General features: G+C 33.5%; 2 protein-coding genes and 1 pseudogene. All 3 read right to left on the bottom strand.

Annotated features, from left to right (window positions below; all coding sequences use genetic code 11):
- Window positions 1-160: pseudogene (locus tag ACHZC3_RS07500) on the bottom strand (phospho-N-acetylmuramoyl-pentapeptide-transferase); the annotation flags it as partial.
- Window positions 161-231: 71 nt separating this feature from the next.
- On the bottom strand, window positions 232-1,692 hold the full coding sequence (locus ACHZC3_RS07505; protein WP_394759245.1) for a UDP-N-acetylmuramoyl-L-alanyl-D-glutamate--2,6-diaminopimelate ligase: 1,461 nt from the start codon (window positions 1,690-1,692) through the stop codon (window positions 232-234).
- Window positions 1,692-3,692 carry a penicillin-binding protein gene (locus ACHZC3_RS07510; RefSeq protein ID WP_394759246.1) on the bottom strand — a complete coding sequence of 667 codons (2,001 nt, stop codon included), beginning with the start codon at window positions 3,690-3,692 and terminating at the stop codon, window positions 1,692-1,694. The genes ACHZC3_RS07505 and ACHZC3_RS07510 overlap by 1 nt, the downstream gene beginning before the upstream one ends.
- Window positions 3,693-3,730: the final 38 nt, after the last annotated feature.

A 3,730-nucleotide genomic window follows, 5' to 3' on the forward strand; every position in this document is an offset into this window, starting at 1 on the left:
GCAAACGACTTAAATAACCAATAACTCTTTTTCCGAAAATAGTCGAAATAAGCAATGACATGATAATCGCTAATGCTGATCTAAATGTGATATATTGAAAAACTCCAGCGCCTGGAAAATCAAAGTATTTGTCTAAATATTGAAATAAATCGTATAACATATTTTTGGATATTTGTTAATTCGGTTATTTGTTGATTCGGTTAACCGATTAAACGAATCAACGATTGAACTTTATTTGTTTAATTGTTCTAAAATTTCTTTTACAATTTGCATATCATCAAAATCGTGACGAACGCCGTTTATTTCTTGATACGTTTCGTGTCCTTTTCCTGCAATTAGAATAATATCATTAGGTTGTGCTAGCTGACAAGCGGTTTTTATAGCTTGTTTTCTATCCGTAATTGACATGTATTTTTTATAATTAACTGGTGTAATTCCAGCTTCCATTTCGGCAATAATGGTTTCAGGATTTTCTGTTCTTGGATTATCTGATGTTAAAATAGCTTTGTCACTCATTTCTGAAGCGATATTTGCCATTATTGGTCTTTTTGTCTTGTCTCTATCACCTCCACAACCTACAATCGTAATTAATTGTTCGTTGCGAGTACGAATATCATTTATAGTACTCAACACATTTTCTAAAGCATCAGGTGTGTGTGCATAATCAACAATTGCTGTGATTTTTTCCTTTGAAACTATAAATTGAAAACGTCCTGAAACACTTTCTAATTCTGACAGTAATCTTAAAACTTCTAATTTTTCAATCCCTAATTCGATTGCCACTCCGTAAATTGCCAATAAATTATACGCATTGAAAGTTCCAATCAATCGAACCCAAACTTCTTGTTCGTTTATTTTTAATAACAATCCGCTTAACTGATTTTCGATAATAATAGCTTTATAATCGGCATACGTTTTTAATGCATAAGACAATTTTCTTGCCTTAGTATTTTGCATCATTACGGCACCATTTTTATCATCTATGTTAGACAGCGCAAATGCGTTTTTAGGCAAATTATCGAAGAATGATTTTTTTACATCGCGATATTCTGCAAATGTTGGATGATAATCTAAATGATCGTGAGATAAGTTTGTAAAAACTCCGCCTACGAATTGTAAACCTTCGGTACGTTTTTGATGAATCCCATGCGAGCTTACTTCCATAAAGCAATATTCGCAACCCGCTTCAACCATTTCATTCAAATAATAATTGATTGTTAATGAATCTGGCGTAGTATGTGTTGCTTTATATTCTACTTCATCTACTAAGATTTTTACAGTAGAAAGTAATCCGACTTTGAAACCTGCTTTTTTGAATAATTGATATAAAAGTGAAGCAATTGTTGTTTTACCGTTTGTCCCCGTTACACCAACCAATTGCAGTTTTTGTGATGGATTATAATAAAAATTTGTTGCTAAATAGGCTAAAGCTGCATTCGTGTCTTTTACTTTTACATAAGTAATTTGTGGCAATAAATCCGTTGGTAATGTATCGCAAATAATTACAGAAGCTCCGAGAGAAATAGCTTTATCTATAAACTCATGTCCGTTTGAAATTGAACCACGAATGGCTACAAAAACATCATTTGATTCTATTTTTCGAGAATCAAAATGAATATTATTCACAGCAACATCGGTTGAACCGTGAACAACTTCGAGAGCTACTTTATATAATATTTCTTTTAAAATCATTATGACAATTCTAAAATTATAAGTTGATTTTTTACAATTGGTTGCCCTGCTTGAATAGATTGTTTTTTAACTTTTCCAATTCCTATAGCTTTAACCTTCATATTCAAATTTTCTAATAATGCCACTGCATCCATTCCAGACATACCGTGCAAATTTGGAATTACTGTTGCTTTTTTATTTACTTTATCATTGTAAGTCAAATAATTTTTGTCTTGAACTGGATTATTTTTCCTCAGATTCTTCACCTCATTTGTTGATGGAACATCAGTAAAAACTTTCTGAGCGATCCGTTTGAAAACGGGACCAGCAACATCGGCTCCATAATAATTATTTTTTGATGTATTAGGTTTATGAACCACTACAATGCAAGAATATTTAGGGTTTTCGGCTGGAAAATAACCCGCAAAAGATGAAGCATAATACATACTACCATCTGTTTTATGATAATTTACTTGTGCCGTTCCTGTTTTACCAGCCATCGAAAAATCTTTAGAATAGAGTTTTGATCCTGTTCCTCTTTTAACCACATTTTCTAAAACAGCTCTTACTTTTTTGAGTGTTTCGTCCGAACAAATTTTTGGATTGATGATTTGTTTGTCAAATTTTTTGATGGTTTTATTCCATTCTTTTACTTCTTGCACAAATTTTGGCTTAACCATTTCCCCATTATTGGCAATGGCATTATACAATGTTAGTGTTTGCAATGGCGTAACCGAAACTCCATATCCAAAAGCCATCCACGGAAGTGAAATAGCACTCCATTTCTTATCTGAAGGTTCTGGAATAAACGGTATTCCTTCGCCTTTAAACGGTAATCCTAATGGTTTGTTTAATCCCAAATTAACAATCCTATCAGTAAATTGCTTAGGGTTTTTATTGTAATTTTCGTAAACGGCTTGAACCATAACTGTGTTTGAAGAAACTTCAAAACCTCTACCTAAAGAAATTTTTCCGTAACCGCCTTCGTGAGAATCTTCTACTTTACGACCACGATAGGTAACAACACCTCCATTGGTGTTATAGACTTTGCTAGTATCTATTTTTTTGTCATCAAGAAGCGCTATCAAATCGACTAGCTTGAAAGTAGAACCAGGTTCGTGCGATTCGGCAACAGCATAATTTATGGTTTCGTAATATGATCCATCTTTACCTTTTCCTAGATTAGAAATCGCTTTTACCGCTCCAGTTTTGGTTTCCATCACGACAACACAACCGTGATCTGCATCATATTCGATTAACTGTTTCAGCAAAGCATGATGTGCAATATCTTGTACATAAACATCAATCGTAGAGACAATATCATAACCATCTTGAGGATCAACTTCATTATCATCACGAATGGGTTTCCATTGTCCTTTAGATATTTTTTGTTTTAAAACCTTGCCATCTTTCCCGTTAAGGTAATTACTAAAAGCGCCTTCGATACCAACTCTGGTTAGATTTCCTGATTCGTCAAAACGTTCGTAACCAATTGTTCTTTCGGCAATTTTCCCTATTGGATGTTCGCGAACCGTTTGTTGCTCTGTAATCATTCCGCCTTTGTAAGCTCCCAAATTAAATAGTGGAAATTTTTTGATAGTCATATATTGAGTATAACTCAATTTTTTGGCCACTAGAAAATATCTGTTTTTATTGGCTCTAGCTTTACGAAATTCATTCAAATAGGTTGCACTTGGCTTTTTAAGCACTATTGAAAGTGAATCGGATAAGGATTTAACATTTTCCTCAAAATTTTCTTGACTTGGTGCCAATGCATCGAAACGAATAGTATAATTTGGGATTGAAGTAGCAAGTAAACTTCCGTCAGAAGAATACACATTACCCCTATTAGCAGGAATTACGAATGTTTTTACACTACGTTCTTTAGCTAACTTGCGGTAATAGTCGCCTTCAACCCACTGAATATTAGTGAGCTTCACGCCTATTGCTGTTACCATAATTAAGATAACCAAAGCAACGAGGTAAATTCGTTTTAAAATATTTCTATTTTCTACTGCCATAGTTTTTCGTAAGCTGTTTTTTCTCTAGCTACTTTTAT

Origin of the sequence: Flavobacterium sp. (assembly GCF_043720215.1) — a bacterium.
Taxonomy (GTDB): Bacteria; Bacteroidota; Bacteroidia; order Flavobacteriales; family Flavobacteriaceae; genus Flavobacterium.

What these genes read in the sequence shown, in the direction of transcription:
- ACHZC3_RS07505 (WP_394759245.1), bottom strand. Translation starts at nt 1,692, where the DNA reads ATGATTTTAAAAGAAATATTATATAAAGTAGCTCTCGAAGTTGTTCAC.
- ACHZC3_RS07510 (WP_394759246.1), bottom strand. Translation starts at nt 3,692, where the DNA reads ATGGCAGTAGAAAATAGAAATATTTTAAAACGAATTTACCTCGTTGCT.